This is a genomic window from Achromobacter sp. RTa, assembly GCF_000757485.1.
Classification (GTDB): Bacteria; Pseudomonadota; Gammaproteobacteria; order Burkholderiales; family Burkholderiaceae_B; genus Achromobacter.
Map to the genome: position 1 here is coordinate 519,382 of NZ_JPYO01000042.1, position 14,152 is coordinate 533,533.

The following is a 14,152-nucleotide window of genomic DNA, read 5'->3' on the forward strand; positions in this document are numbered from 1 at the left end:
TCAACGCAGGAATTGCGTGTACCAGGGCATGGCGACTTCCAGGCCCTCCAGCACCGTGTGCGTCGGGGCGTAGCCCAGCAACCGGCCCGCCTTGCTGACGTCCGCCTGCGAATGGCGCACGTCGCCCGGGCGGAAATCGGCATAGACCGGCTTCTTGCCATAGGGCACGCCCTGCTTGCCCAGGGCCTGAGCCAGGAAGTCGAACAGCTGGTTCAGCGTGCTGCGGCCGCTGACGGCCACGTTGTAGACCTGGTTGCGCCCTTCCGCCGGCGCCATGGCCGCCAGGATGTTGGCCTGCACCGCGTTTTCCACGAAGCAGAAATCGCGGCTGGTCTCGCCGTCGCCATTGATGGTGACGTCTTCGCCCTGGATCATCGCGGCGGTCCACTTGGGGATCACGGCCGCGTAGGCGCCGTTGGGATCCTGCCGCTTGCCGAACACGTTGAAATAGCGCAGGCCCACGGTCTCGAAGCCGTAGGCGCGCGCGAATACGTCCGCGTACAGCTCATTGACGTACTTGGTCACCGCGTAAGGCGACAAGGGGTTGCCGATGTTCTCTTCGACCTTGGGCAGCGCGGGATGGTCGCCGTAGGTGGAGCTGGAGGCCGCATACACGAAGGACTTGGCTTCGGCGTCGCGCGCCGCCACCAGCATGTTCAGGAAGCCGCCGATATTCACCTCGTTGGTGGTGATCGGATCCTTCAGCGAGCGCGGCACCGAGCCCAGGGCCGCCTGGTGCAGCACGAAATCGACGCCCTGCGTGGCGCGGCGGCAGGCTTCCAGATCGCGGATATCGCCTTCGATGAAGGAAAAGCGGGCCCATTGCTCGGGCGTCACCGAGCCCTGGACTTCATCCAGGTTGCGCTGGTGGCCGGTGGCGAAATTGTCCAGGCCGGTAACGGTCTGGTCCAGCTTCAGCAGCGTTTCCAGCAGGTTCGAGCCGATGAAGCCCGCGCAGCCGGTCACCAGCCACTTGCGAGGAGCCGCCGACAGTTCTTTCTTGACGATTTCAAAGCGTGTAGTCATGGTCTTCCTTACAGGCGCAGATCGGACTCGGCAGGCGACAACACGTACTTCAGGTCATAAAGTATGTGCTCCTGCTTGCCCAGTTTGCGGATACCTGCGGCGCCCATCGATTTGAACTGGTTGTGCGCCACCGCCAGGATCACGGCGTCGTACTTGCCTTCCTCGGGTTTGTCCACCGGCGTCAGGCCGTACTCGTGCACGGCTTCGGCGGGATCGACCCACGGGTCGTAGACGTCCACGTCCACGTTGTAATCGCCCAGTTCCTTCACGATATCGACGACGCGGGTGTTGCGCAGGTCCGGGCAGTTCTCCTTGAACGTCAGGCCCATCACCAGCACGCGCGCGCCCTGCACATGGATGCGGCGCTTGGTCATCGCCTTCACCAGTTGCGACACCACGTAGCCGCCCATCGAATCGTTCAGGCGGCGGCCCGCCAGGATGATCTCGGGGTGGTAGCCGATGGATTGCGCCTTGTGGGTCAGGTAGTACGGATCCACGCCGATGCAGTGTCCGCCCACCAGGCCCGGGCGGAACGGCAGGAAGTTCCACTTGGTGCCGGCCGCTTGCAGCACGGCCTCGGTGTCGATGCCCATCTTGTTGAAGATCAGGGCCAGTTCGTTGATCAGCGCGATGTTCACGTCGCGCTGCGTGTTCTCGATCACTTTGGCGGCCTCGGCCACGCGGATGCTGGACGCCTTGTGCGTGCCGGCGGTAATGATCTCCTTGTACAGCTGGTCGACCAGCTCGGCCACCTCGGGCGTGGAGCCGGAAGTGACCTTCTTGATCGTGCTGACGCGGTGTTCCTTGTCGCCCGGGTTGATGCGCTCGGGGCTGTAGCCGGCAAAGAAGTCCACGTTGAACTTCAGGCCCGACACGCGCTCGAGCACCGGCACGCAGTCCTCTTCCGTGGCGCCCGGATAGACGGTGGATTCGTAGATGACGATGTCGCCGCGCTTGAGCACGGAGCCGATCGTTTCGCTGGCCTTGACCAGCGGCGTCAGGTCCGGCTGCTTGTATTCGTCGATGGGGGTCGGCACGGTCACGATGAACACGTTGGCCTTGCCCAGTTCGGCGCGGTCGGCGGTGTAGCTCAGCTGCGCGGCCTCGGCGAGCTCGGCGTCGCTGACTTCCAGCGTATGGTCGTGGCCCGCCTTCAGGGCCTCGATGCGGCGCGCATTGATATCGAAACCGATGACCGGACGCTTCTTGCCGAATTCCACCGCAAGCGGCAGGCCCACATAGCCCAGGCCGACGACAGCGAGTTTCACATCCTGGATTCGCAACATAACTCTCCCTTCACCGTAGAGCGATTACGGCATTTTAAATATGGTCGGGTGATGGATAACCGAGCCCCCGGCGGAGATCGCCGGGGCGCTCAACACTAATCGGTGGTCCGCAAGACGGAGGGCAGCAGCAGCCAGCCGGGGCGGCGCCAGGATACGAGGCGCGCGTAGAGCCAGATATACACGCTGGCGAACACCACCAGGCTGGCGCCGAGCGCCCAGGCGTTGTCCCACCAGATGGTGGCCGGCACCAGGCCGATCAGGGCCAGCACCCACATATAAGGCGATGCCAGCGCATTGCACAGCGCGGGCACGGCGTGACGGCGGCCGCGGCTGAACGTGACGCGGACCAGACGGCGGAACACCAGTTGGTGCAGGTGCAGCGCGTCCGGCTGGTCCACCGGCACGCCGCGCTTGAAACGGCGGCGCCAGATCGAGAAGCCGGTTTCGAAAACGGGGTAGAACAACACAGCCAAAGCGTAGAACGGCGACACCGACGGATTGCGCACCACCAGCAGCACGGCCAGCTCGGCCAGCATGAAGCCCAGGAAATACGCGCCGCCGTCGCCCAGGAACACGCGGCCGAACGGGAAGTTCCAGACCAGGAAGCCCAGCGTGGCCGACGCCAGCGCCGCGGCAACCAGGAAGATCGGCACGTCGCCCACTTGCAGCGCCACCAGGCTGATCGACACCGCCATCAGGGTGGCCACCATGCCCGCCAGGCCGTTCATGCCGTCCACGATATTCAGCGCATGGGTACAGCCGCCCACCGCGAACATGGTGAACAGCAGCGACACCGGCCAGAAAGACAGCACGTAATCCACCGGGGCCATACCGACGCGGCTGACGCCGCCCAGCAGCCACCAGGCGATCGCGGCCGACAGGAACGCGGCCAGCAGGCGCTTGCTGGCGCCGATGTCCTTGGTGATGTCCTCGAGCAGGCCGGCCACGAAAACGGGCAGCGCCGCGACGAACAGCGCGGGCCACAGCCAGGTCAGCGTCATGTTGCTGGGACCCAGCACCAGCAAGCCCGCGAGCGTGCCCGCAAGCACAGCCAGGCCGCCAACGCGGGGCGTGGCCCGGGAGTGGTTGGCCTGAGGCTTGTTGAGATCGCTGTCGCCAGTGAAAGCGCCATGCCAGCGCTCCGACGCCACGATGAGTCCCCCCACCATGAATGCGACCACGCAAATGTACAGCCAGGTCACAGAATCACCTCTGGTTGGTCTATCGAGACAGGCCCGCCATTATCGGAGGCAGGTGTAACGCCCATATATGGGAGGAATAAGGAAGTGCAATTCCCAGGCACAGAACGTAACTCCCTGGGCCGGGGCATTCGCCTACATCCTGGCCGCCGTCCAGGCCGTACCGCCGCGGCTGAACCGCGGACGCGCGGAAATACAGGTTTCATGGCGCAATTGTAGAACTTTCCGCCCTGGCGCACCCGAAATATCCAAGGGAAAACGCGAAGATCGCCCAAGGGCGGAAAACATGCCTGCCCCAGGGCGACGGACCGCGCTCCTCATTAATAAGGGACGCATCATATCCAGGCAAAAAAAAGCCCGAGATCGTGAGATCTCGGGCTAAATCCACCAAAGGAGGAGGGTGGAGGAGACAACCTTGGCATGTTGGGAGCTGGACTTCCGCTCGCTGCGCTTTCGGGGTTTTGCACCGCGCCGACTGCGTTTCAACATCCGATGAGTGAATAGTACAGAGGTTTTTTGTGCGATGCAAGATTTTTTTTGATCCGCAAGCGTGGCGGTTTTTTTCGTTGCGTTTTTGCCTCAGGAGCTTTTTCTTCTCCCTGGAAACCCGCGCCAATCTTCGCTCTGTTCAAAAAAAGGGTTTTTGCCGAATGGGTAAACCCGTTTCGGATTAACCCTAGATCGCATCGGGTAATCCCGCTCTATCTTTTGCACCAAAACGGTGCGTTCAGCACCGTCTTGCAGCTTTTTTGCGCATCGCAACATTTCGATGCGGAGCGCCTCAGATCCAGTAGGCCGTGGTCGTCATGACCTTGGACATGGCCTTCATTGCCGTTCTCACGGGCAGCGGCAGGGGGACGCCCCCGGCCTTCTCCGCGCTGGCCCGGTGCTGCGCTTCGTCTTCCTTCATCTTCTGGACGATCTGGCGGGAACGCTCGTCCTGCACCGGCAAGGTGCGCAGATGGCTTTCGAGGTGGGCCTCCACCTGCTTTTCGGTCTCGGCCATGAACCCCAGGTTGCGGGGCACGCCGGCGTAGCTGGCCAGCACGCCAAGCGCAAAAGATCCTGCGTACCAGACTGGATTCAACAGGCTGGCGCGGCTGCCGAGTTCCGTCAGCCGCTGATTGCACCAGACCAGATGGTCCACCTCTTCGGAAGCGGCATTCAGCAGCAGCGCGCGGGGCGCCGGGTCGCGGCACACGGAGGCCTGGCCGCGGTACAGCGCCTGGGCGCAGACTTCGCCGACGTGGTTCACGCGCATCAGTCCGGCCGCGTGGCGCTTTTCCTGGGCCGAGAGGGCTTGCGGGGCCTCGTCGGCAGTGGCCGGATAGGGCCGCCCGGCGGTGGCGCTGCCGCTCAATACCCGCAACGCCCGGTCCGCTTCGGCCAGCAAGGCGTCCAGCGGATTGGTGCGACGCAGGAAAGAAACAGGGCCGGATCTAGACAGGGCGGTGGACATAAGCGACTCCTCGGCAAGGCAGGCGTCCACGCCCCTGATGCGGGGCGGGACTCTCATGCCTGGAATTGTACGCAACAGGTATCATCGACCATTGACTGCGCTCAAGCTCAAGGACACGACAAAATGGAATGCACGATCGACTGGGGCGGCCCGAACGGCATGCTCTTTACCGCCAGCACCGGCAGCGGCCACGTGGCCGTCATGGACGGCGCCGTGGACGGCGGCGGCCACAACCTGGCTCCCCGCCCGATGGAAATGCTGCTTGCCGGCACCGGCGGCTGCACCGCATATGACGTGGTGCTGATCCTCAAGCGCGGCCGCCACGCGGTCAGCGGCTGCAGCGTCAAGCTGCAGGCCGAACGCGCCGACAGCGATCCCAAGGTCTTCACGCGCATCCATTTCGCCTTCACCGTCACCGGCCGCAACCTGCCGCGCGCCGCGGTCGAGCGCGCGGTGCAGCTCTCCCATGAAAAATACTGTTCCGCCTCGGCAATGCTGGAAAAGACGGCGACGTTGACGTTCTCGGTCGATATCGTCGACACGCAGGAAACCCCCGCAGCAGCCTGAACCACCATGAAACAATATCTGGACCTCGTTCAAACCATCCTGGACACCGGCGCGTGGCAGGAAAACCGCACCGGCATACGCACCCTGAGCATGCCGGGCGCATCGCTGCGCTTCGACCTGCAGCAAGGCTTTCCCGCGGTGACCACCAAGAAGCTGGCGTTCAAATCGGCCATCGGCGAAATGGTGGGATTCCTGCGCGCGACCCGCAGCGCGGCTGAATTCCGCGAGCTCGGCTGCAAGGTCTGGGACCAGAACGCCAACGAGAACAGCCAGTGGCTGGCCAACCCGTATCGCGAAGGGGCCGACGACCTCGGTCCGGTCTACGGCGTGCAATGGCGCCAATGGCCCGCGTACAAGATGCTGGACGCCAGCCGCGGCGACCAGATCGCCGACGCCCTCTCGCGCGGGTACGCCAAGGTGGCCGACCTGGAAGAAGGCGGCCACCCGAAAGTGCTGCTGTACAAGGCGGTGGACCAGTTGCGGCAATGCCTGGACACCATCCACGAGCGTCCGGGCGACCGCCGTATCCTGTTCCACGGCTGGAATTGGGCGCAGATCGAGGAAATGGCGCTGCCGCCCTGCCACCTGCTGTATCAGTTCCTGCCGAACGCGACCACCCGCGAAATCTCCCTGTGCCTGTACATCCGGTCCAATGACGTCGGCCTGGGCACGCCGTTCAACCTGACCGAAGGCGCCGCCCTGCTGCACCTGGTCGGCCGGCTGACGGGCTACACGCCGCGCTGGTTCTCCTACTTCATCGGCGACGCCCACATCTATGAAAACCACCTGCCGATGCTGCGCGAGCAGCTGACGCGCGAGCCCTACGAGGCACCCCGCCTGGTCCTGTCGGACCGCATCCCGGACTTCGCGGCCACCGGCCGCTACGAACCCGAATGGCTGGAAAAGGTGGAATCCGGGGACTTCTCGCTTTCCGGCTACCGGCACCACGCCCCGCTCACGGCGGCCATGGCCGTCTAAGGTCCATTCGTCGGGCCACGGGCCCGCGGCTCACGGAACGGATCTGCCGCGGCATTGTTGCCCTGGGCGCGAGCCTGGGGCCGCCCGGCCGCGCGCCCCTGGGCGCAAGTGAAGATTGGTGAGCTTCTGGAAGCGCGATTTCGGTATAACCCATCCCTTAGCCACGGACGCGCGTCCGGCATGTCTCGCGCGCCGTTGGCTCCGACCGGCCCATGCCGCGCCCTGCCCGTCGCTCGCCGCGAAACCGGGCACTCCGCCTGGCAACGCCGACCGCCGGCGTTACCCAACCGCCTTCCCCTTCCCGACCAGAGAGTACCGATATCGCCAAACTCGGCAGCAGGACTTGCCCTGCGATCGAATTGCAACTGTTGACTACCAATTGATTTGAGTTGAAGCCCGCGCGGCGGCTGTATGCGCTAAGGACAGGACCCCACAAATGCTCGTTGGAACTTATAACCCTTCGCTCGTCCTCGTATCCCTAGGGGTCGCCATCCTGGCGTCATACACAGCGTTGGGCATGGCCAACCGCGTCAGGGCGGCGAACGGGTTGCCGGCCGCGCGCTATTGGCTGGCAGGCGGCGCCTTCGCCATGGGAGTCGGCATCTGGTCCATGCATTTCGTCGGCATGCTGGCCTTCACCCTGCCCATCCCGATGGGCTACGACCTGTCGTTGACCGTCCTGTCGCTGGGCATCGCCATCGGCTGCTCCGCATTCGCGCTCTGGACCGTGAGCAAGGATGAATTGCCCGGCCGGCGGCTGGCGGTCGGCGCCCTGCTGATGGGCGTCGGCATTGCGGCGATGCACTACCTCGGCATGGCCGCGATGCGCATGGCGCCCGGCATCGCCTACGACGCGAAATGGTTCGCGCTGTCCATCCTCATCGCCGTGGCCGCCTCCGGCGCGGCGCTGTGGATTACCTACCGCCTGCGCCACGACGGCCCTCGTATGGCCTTGTCGCGCCCGCTCGCCGCCGTCGTCATGGGCCTCGCCATCGTGGGCATGCACTACACGGGTATGGAAGCCGCCGGCTTCCCGGAGGGCAGTATCTGCATGGCGGCGGACGGCGGCATCTCGGCCGGCTGGCTGGCCATCGCGGTCACCGCGGTGACCTTGAGCGTGCTCGCAATCGCCTTGCTGGTCGCGGTGCTGGACAACCGGCTGGAAGCGCGCACCTCGGCCCTCGCCTCTTCGCTGGCCGAGGCCAACGAGGAATTGGTGCAGCTGGCGCTGCACGACACCCTCACCAAACTGCCCAACCGTATCCTGCTGGAGGACCGGATGGAGCAGGCCATCGAGAGCGCCAGCCGGCGCAAGGGCTATTTCGCCGTCCTGTTCTTCGACCTGGACGGTTTCAAGGCGGTCAACGACGCCTATGGGCACCACACCGGCGACGCCCTGCTGGTCGACCTGGCGCAGCGCATCCGCCAGACCCTGCGCACCCAGGACACGGTGGCGCGCCTGGGCGGCGACGAATTCATCGTGCTCAGCGAAGTCATCGAACCCACCGACGCCGCCAACGTGGCCGACCGCCTGATCGACGCGATCGCCCGCCCGGTCGCCGTCTACGGGCACGAGGTGCTGGTCACCTCCAGCGTCGGCATCGCCATCTACCCGAACGACGGCGAGAACACCCACGCCCTGCTGACCAACGCCGACGCCGCGATGTATCACGCCAAGCGCCTGGGCGGCACAGGCTACAGCTTCTTCGAACCGTCCATGAACGCGGACGCGCACGAACAGATCGAACTGCTGCACGACCTGCGGCTGGCGCAGGAACGCAACCAATTCGTCCTGCACTACCAGCCCAAGTACGAGGCGCCCTCCGGCCCCATCGTCGGCGCCGAGGCGCTGCTGCGCTGGAACCATCCCACGCGCGGCCTGGTCGGCCCGGACCAGTTCATTCCCACGGCCGAGAAGACCGGCCTGATCCTGTCCATCGGGGAATGGGTCATCAACGAAGCCTGCCGCCAGATGCGGGAATGGATAGACGCCGGCCAGGGCAACTGGACCATCGCCGTCAACATCTCGGCGCTGCAGTTCGCCCACGCCAGCCTGGTGGAAACGGTGCGCTCCGCCCTGTTGCGGCACAACGTTCCGCCGGCCTGCCTGACCCTGGAAGTGACCGAGTCCACCGCGATGCGCGACGCCGAGGCCAGCCTGGCCGTGCTCAAGCGCCTGTCGGCCCTGGGCGTGACGATTTCGATCGACGACTTCGGCACCGGCTACTCCAGCCTGCTTTATCTGAAACGCCTGCCCGCGACCGAACTCAAGATAGACCGGGGCTTCGTGAACCAACTGGAGAACGACAATGAGGACGCCGCCATCGTGTCGGCCATCGTCGCGCTGGCGCAGCAGCTCAACCTGCGCATCGTGGCCGAGGGCGTGGAAACGGCGGCGCAGCAGAAATTCCTTACCGGCCTGGGCTGCGACTCCCTGCAGGGCTTCCTCCTGGGCAAGCCCATGCCGGCCACCGAATTCCTGGAACACGCCGCGGACTGAGCCGCCCGCGCGGCGCCAGCCCGCGCAAATTTGCTACGCTAGGCGCGTCCAACCGAATCTCCAACGTAGCCATCCGCATGTCCGCCAGCCTCACCCTGATCGTCGCCTATTCCACCAACCGCGCCATCGGCCGCGACAACGCCCTGCCCTGGAAGCTGCCGGGCGATCTGGCGCACTTCAAGCGCAGCACGCTGGGCCGCCCCATCATCATGGGCCGCAAGACCTGGGACTCGCTGGGCCGCCCCCTGCCCGGCCGCAGCAACATCGTGATCAGCCGCAACCCGGACTTCACCGCCGAGGGCGCGACCGTGGTCCCGACCTTGCAGGCGGCCATCGACGCCTGCGGCGGCGTCGATGAAGCCTTCGTGATCGGCGGCGCCCAGATCTATGCGCAGGCCCTGCCGCTGGCGCGGCGCGTGCTGGCCACCGAAGTCCACGCCGACGTCGAGGGCGACGCCTTTTTCCCGCTGCTGCCGTCCTTCCTATGGAAGGAAACGGCGCGCGCGCCGCAGCCCGCCGAAAACGGCTACGACTACGACTTCGTTACGTACGAACGCCCGTAGGATGGTGGAGCGCGAGAGTTCTTGAGCTAGAACACGGCTCTCCGGCGCGCGCAACCCATGCGGCCGCAATCGATTGTTTTTCGGCCGATGCCAGGAACAGTCTGCCCACGGCCGCATGGGTTTCGCGCGCTGGGCAATTGCGTTCTTGCGTCGATGATCTCGCGCTACACCCATCCTACGCGCCTGCGTTGTGCATGAAGCGCCAGAGCTCGGGGGCTTCGGAGTAGGCCACGTTGAAGCGTATCCACGGGGTGTCGGCCTCGTCCACTTCGAAGTATGAGCCGGGCGCCAGCCAGATGCCGTCCTTGAGAGCCAGCTCAGCCAGGCCGTTGGCGCCGCGCTCGCGCCATTGGCCGCCGGCCCTGGCCCACAGGAACAGGCCGCCCTGGGGCCGTCCGTATATCTCGAAGCCGTGCTGCTCCATCAGCAGGCCCACGCCGGCATGGGCCTGGGCCAAGCGCTCTCGGGTGCGGGCGATGTGGGCGCGGTAGCGCCCTTCCCGGATGACCTGGTGCACGATGCGCTCCATGATCTCCGGCGACGTCAGGCCCACCGCCATCTTGGTGCGCGCGATGTCGCGGGTGAGGTCCCGGTGCGCGACCACGTAGCCCACCCGCACCGACGGGCTGATGACCTTGGAATAGCCGCCCAGGTAGACCACCCGCCGGGTGCCGTCCAGCGCGGCCAGCATCGGCGTCACGCCGGGCGCCAGTTCGCGGGAAATGTCGTCCTCTATCACCCACAGGCCGTGGCGTTCCGCCGCCTGCAGGATGCGGAACGCGTTGGCCATGCCGATGCTGGCGCCCGAAGGATTCTGCAGGGCGGTATTGACGAACAGGGCGCGCGGCCGGTGCCGGGCCACGGCGGCGTCCAGCGCATCGCAATCCAGCCCCTCCAGGGTGCGCGGCACGGCCACGGCCCGCAGGCCCGCCAGCCTCAGCATCTGCAGGAGATTGGCGTAGGCCGGCTGCTCCACGACCACCGTGTCGCCCGGCCGCAGCAGGGTGCGGATCACCATGTCCAGTCCGTGCGTCACGCCTTGCGTCAGCAGGACCTGCGACGCCTCGACCTCCATGCCTTGCGCGCTGAGGCTGGCCGCGATGGTTTCGCGCAGCGGCGCATAGCCGTAGGGATGCCCATAGTTCGCGATCCGCATCGCCGGCACCCGCCCCAGGTGGCGCAGGGCCATGTGCAACCCCTCTTCGTTCAGCCATTCGCCCGGCAGCCATCCGCATCCCGATTTGATGGGAATGGAGTGGTCCGCGAAGATGTCCGACAGCAGCCACCCGGCGTTCAGGCGAGGCGGTTCCCAGGACAGCGGCTGGCGCGGGCGCGCGGGCGCGTCCGGCGTGGCGACCCGGTACCCCGCGCCCGGCCGCGCCGCCAGCCAGCCCAGCGACACCAGCCGGCTGTAGGCGCTGGCCACGGTAAACGTGCTGACGCCGTATTGGCGCGCAAACTCGCGCACCGAGGGCAGCGGCATGCCCGGACGCAGCGTCTGCGCCTCGATGGCCTGCAGGATGGCGGCGACCAGTTGTTCGACCAGGGTCGGAGCATGGCCGCGAGCGCGGTTGGGCTGGAAATCGATCACGGAGATAACTGTACAGTTGTGCCGCCTATAACTATACAGTTAGCGGCATTTGCGCGGATCGTATATTTGCATTCCCCTCCGGACGCACCAGAATCGTCTGCATGCCGCTGGCTGCGCGATCGTCGCGCGAGCCCGGCGCCTGTCCTACCCTGGAGCCGCCATGAACGCCCCCGCCGCCTTGCCCGATCTGTCCCATCTCTGGATGCCTTTCACCGCCAACAAGCAGTTCAAGGCCCATCCGCGCATGCTGGCCACGGCCAAAGGCATGTACTACACCTCGGCCGACGGGCGCCAGGTCCTGGACGGCACCGCCGGCCTGTGGTGCGTCAACGCCGGCCACGGCCGCGAGGAAATCGTCGCCGCGATCGCCAACCAGGCGGGCACCATGGATTACGCGCCGGGCTTCCAGCTGGGCCATCCGCTGGCCTTCGAAGCGGCCACGGCCGTCGCCGGCCTGATGCCCCAGGGGCTGGACCGCGTCTTCTTCACGAATTCGGGCTCCGAATCCGTCGACACGTCCCTGAAAATCGCCCTGGCCTATCACCGCGCCCGCGGCGAAGGCCAGCGCACCCGCCTGATCGGCCGCGAGCGCGGCTACCACGGCGTGGGCTTCGGCGGCATCTCGGTTGGCGGCATTTCCGCCAACCGCAAGACTTTCTCCGGCGCGCTGCTGCCCGCCGTCGACCACCTGCCGCACACGCACAACCTGGAGCAGAACGCCTACTCCAAGGGCCAGCCCGCCTGGGGCGCCCAACTGGCCGACGAGCTCGAGCGCATCATCGCCCTGCACGACGCGTCCACCATTGCAGCCGTGATCGTCGAACCCATGGCCGGCTCCACCGGCGTGCTGATCCCGCCCAAGGGCTATCTGGAAAAGCTGCGCGAAATCACGTCCAGGCACGGCATCCTGCTGATTTTCGACGAAGTCATCACCGCCTACGGCCGCCTGGGCGCCGCCACCGCCTCGGAATTCTTCGGCGTGACGCCGGACATCATCGCCATGGCCAAGGGCGTCAGCAACGCCGCCGTGCCCGCCGGAGCGGTCGCCGTCAAGCGCGAGGTGCATGACGCCATCGTCAACGGCCCCGCCGGCGGCATCGAGTTCTTCCACGGCTACACCTATTCGGCGCACCCGCTGGCCGCCGCCGCCATCCTGGCGACTTTGGACATCTACCGCCGCGAAGACCTGTTCGGCCGCGCGCGCAAGCTGTCCGGCGCCTTCGAAGCGGCCGCCCATTCCCTGAAGGGCGCGCCCCACGTGATCGACGTGCGCAACCTGGGCCTGGTCTGCGGCATCGAGCTGGCTCCGCGCGACGGCGCGCCGGGCGCCCGCGCCGCCGAAGTCTTCCAGAAGTGCTTCGACAGCGGCCTGATGGTGCGCTACACCGGCGACATCATCGCCGTCTCTCCCCCGCTGATCATCGAAGAAGCACAGATCGGGCAGATCTTCGAACAGATCGGCAAGGTCCTGAAGGAAGTAGCATGAAGACGATCCCCCATTTCATCAACGGCCAGCGTTACGACGGCAGCAGCAGCCGCTACGCCGACGGCTTCAACCCGGCCACCGGCGAAGTCACCTCGTCGATCCCTCTGGCTTCCAATGAAGACGTGGCGCTGGCCGTGGCCGCCGCCAAGGCCGCCTTTCCGGCCTGGTCCGAAACTCCCGCGCTCAAGCGCGCCCGCGTGTTGTTCAACTTCAAGGCGCTGCTGGACAAGCACCAGGACGAACTGGCCGAGCTGATCACCCGCGAGCACGGCAAGGTCTTTTCCGACGCCAAGGGCGAAGTCACCCGCGGCATCGAGATCGTCGAATTCGCCTGCGGCATTCCCCAGCTTCTCAAAGGCCAGTACTCCGACCAGATCGGCGGCGGCATCGACAACTGGAGCATGCGCCAGGCCCTGGGCGTGGTGGCCGGCATCACGCCGTTCAACTTTCCCATGATGGTGCCGTGCTGGATGTTCCCGGTGGCCATCGCGTGCGGCAACACTTTCGTGCTCAAGCCCTCCGAACGCGACCCGTCGGCATCGCTGCGCCTGGCCGAGCTGCTGACCGAGGCCGGCCTGCCCCCCGGCGTCTTCAACGTCGTGCAAGGCGATAAGCAGGCCGTGGACGCGCTGATCGCGCACCAGGACGTGGAAGCCCTGTCCTTCGTCGGCTCCACTCCCATCGCCGAATACATCTACGCGGAAGGCACCCGCCGCGGCAAGCGCGTACAGGCGCTGGGCGGCGCCAAGAACCATCTCGTCGTCATGCCCGACGCGGACCTGGACCAGGTCACCGACGCTCTGATGGGCGCGGCCTATGGTTCCGCCGGCGAACGCTGCATGGCCATCTCGGTCGCAGTCGCGGTGGGCGATGTGGCCGACAAGGTGATCGAGCGCCTGACCCCGCGCGTGAAGTCGCTGATCGTCAAGGACGGCATGCAGTCCGACGCCGAAATGGGTCCGCTGGTGACCGCTCAGCATCGCGGCAAGGTCATGGGCTACATCGAGGACGGCATCGCCGCCGGCGCCGACCTGGTGGTGGACGGGCGCGGCCTGAGCGTGCCCGGCAACGAGCGCGGCTTCTTCCTGGGCGGCACGCTGTTCGACAACGTGAAGCCTTCGATGAACATTTACCGCGAAGAAATCTTCGGACCCGTGCTGTGCATCGTGCGCGTGCCAGATTTCGCCTCGGCGGTGGAACTGATCAATGCCCACGAATTTGGCAACGGCGTGGCCTGCTTCACTTCCGACGGCGGCGTGGCGCGCGCCTTCGCCCGCCAGATCAAGGTAGGCATGGTCGGCATCAACGTGCCGATCCCCGTGCCCATGGCCTGGCATTCCTTCGGCGGCTGGAAGCGTTCGCTGTTCGGCGACCACCATGCCTACGGCGAGGAAGGCATCCGCTTCTATTCGCGCTACAAGAGCGTGATGCAGCGCTGGCCGGACAGCATCGCCAAGGGCGCGGAATTCACCATGCCAGTGGCTAAGTGAGCCCCCC

General features: G+C 65.9%; 11 protein-coding genes. 6 read left to right on the plus strand and 5 right to left on the minus strand.

Annotation, left to right across the window (positions count from 1 at the left end; genetic code table 11):
• From JL37_RS20070 to coq7, 4 genes are all read right to left on the minus strand, one after another.
• On the minus strand, positions 1 to 1,026 hold the full coding sequence (locus tag JL37_RS20070) for an SDR family oxidoreductase (RefSeq protein ID WP_043546294.1): 1,026 nt from the start codon (positions 1,024 to 1,026) through the stop codon (positions 1 to 3).
• A gap of 8 nt (positions 1,027 to 1,034) precedes the next feature.
• Positions 1,035 to 2,312 (minus strand): Vi polysaccharide biosynthesis UDP-N-acetylglucosamine C-6 dehydrogenase TviB, encoded by a 1,278-nt coding sequence (tviB, locus tag JL37_RS20075; protein ID WP_156124348.1) that lies wholly within the window; start codon positions 2,310 to 2,312, stop codon positions 1,035 to 1,037.
• A gap of 95 nt (positions 2,313 to 2,407) precedes the next feature.
• Positions 2,408 to 3,514, minus strand: a complete 1,107-nt coding sequence (locus tag JL37_RS20080) for a glycosyltransferase (protein WP_043546295.1) — start codon at positions 3,512 to 3,514, stop codon at positions 2,408 to 2,410.
• Positions 3,515 to 4,292: 778 nt separating this feature from the next.
• Complete coding sequence (gene coq7 / locus JL37_RS20085; RefSeq protein ID WP_043546296.1) at positions 4,293 to 4,970, minus strand: 2-polyprenyl-3-methyl-6-methoxy-1,4-benzoquinone monooxygenase; 678 nt, start codon at positions 4,968 to 4,970, stop codon at positions 4,293 to 4,295.
• Positions 4,971 to 5,093: 123 nt separating this feature from the next.
• On the opposite strand from coq7, the gene JL37_RS20090 reads away from it, so the two are divergent.
• From JL37_RS20090 to JL37_RS20105, 4 genes are all read left to right on the plus strand, one after another.
• Complete coding sequence (locus JL37_RS20090; RefSeq protein ID WP_043546297.1) at positions 5,094 to 5,537, plus strand: OsmC family protein; 444 nt, start codon at positions 5,094 to 5,096, stop codon at positions 5,535 to 5,537.
• A gap of 6 nt (positions 5,538 to 5,543) precedes the next feature.
• Positions 5,544 to 6,515, plus strand: a complete 972-nt coding sequence (locus JL37_RS20095) for a thymidylate synthase (RefSeq protein WP_043546298.1) — start codon at positions 5,544 to 5,546, stop codon at positions 6,513 to 6,515.
• Positions 6,516 to 6,951: 436 nt separating this feature from the next.
• Complete coding sequence (locus JL37_RS20100; RefSeq protein ID WP_043546299.1) at positions 6,952 to 9,015, plus strand: bifunctional diguanylate cyclase/phosphodiesterase; 2,064 nt, start codon at positions 6,952 to 6,954, stop codon at positions 9,013 to 9,015.
• Positions 9,016 to 9,092: 77 nt separating this feature from the next.
• On the plus strand, positions 9,093 to 9,578 hold the full coding sequence (locus JL37_RS20105; RefSeq protein WP_043546300.1) for a dihydrofolate reductase: 486 nt from the start codon (positions 9,093 to 9,095) through the stop codon (positions 9,576 to 9,578).
• Between the two features lie 175 nt (positions 9,579 to 9,753).
• Here the strand turns inward: JL37_RS20105 and JL37_RS20110 are convergent, their stop codons facing one another.
• The gene (locus JL37_RS20110) at positions 9,754 to 11,169 is read right to left on the minus strand and encodes a PLP-dependent aminotransferase family protein (protein ID WP_043546301.1); all 1,416 of its coding nucleotides are present in this window, start codon (positions 11,167 to 11,169) and stop codon (positions 9,754 to 9,756) included.
• Positions 11,170 to 11,329: 160 nt separating this feature from the next.
• Here JL37_RS20110 and JL37_RS20115 point away from each other — a divergent pair, with 160 nt between their 5' ends.
• Together JL37_RS20115 and JL37_RS20120 are read left to right on the plus strand one after the other, a co-directional pair.
• On the plus strand, positions 11,330 to 12,655 hold the full coding sequence (locus JL37_RS20115; protein ID WP_043546302.1) for an aspartate aminotransferase family protein: 1,326 nt from the start codon (positions 11,330 to 11,332) through the stop codon (positions 12,653 to 12,655).
• Positions 12,652 to 14,145 carry a CoA-acylating methylmalonate-semialdehyde dehydrogenase gene (locus tag JL37_RS20120; RefSeq protein ID WP_043546303.1) on the plus strand — a complete coding sequence of 498 codons (1,494 nt, stop codon included), beginning with the start codon at positions 12,652 to 12,654 and terminating at the stop codon, positions 14,143 to 14,145. Before JL37_RS20115 ends, JL37_RS20120 begins: the two co-directional genes overlap by 4 nt.
• The last annotated feature ends 7 nt before the right edge of the window (positions 14,146 to 14,152 follow it).